This is a genomic window from Nioella ostreopsis, from assembly GCF_004000255.1.
Lineage (GTDB): Bacteria > Pseudomonadota > Alphaproteobacteria > Rhodobacterales > Rhodobacteraceae > Nioella > Nioella ostreopsis.
The window spans coordinates 1-321 of sequence record NZ_RCIQ01000100.1 but is presented as its reverse complement, the minus strand read 5'-3'; the positions used below and the strand labels follow the sequence as shown (position 1 = coordinate 321).

At 55.8% G+C, this 321-nt stretch carries 1 protein-coding gene; it reads right to left on the bottom strand.

All coding sequences use genetic code 11. The features are described from left to right. Positions 1–294: transposase (locus tag EP237_RS22975; protein ID WP_164744825.1), on the bottom strand; the 294-nt coding region annotated here is incomplete at its 3' end. Positions 295–321 lie beyond the last annotated feature (27 nt).

Below are 321 nucleotides of genomic sequence, written 5' to 3'. Positions count from 1 at the left end.
AGTGATGTCCCGAGAGGGGATCATCACCGTCGTTTTCTCACCGTGCCCTGCAGCCAGCCCGGCCAGCATCTGGGCGAAGATGCCTTTATCGCTCCACCGCTTCCAACGGTTGTAAAGCGTCTTGTGCGGACCATACTCTTTTGGTGCATCCCGCCAGCGTAAGCCGTTGCGATTAATGAAGATTATACCGCTCAGTACACGTCGGTCATCGACGCGAGGCTTACCGTGGGATTTCGGGAAATACGGCTCAAGACGCGCCATCTGCGCGTCACTCAACCAGAAGAGATCAGACATGTCACCGCTCGTTTTGCGAACGCTGAA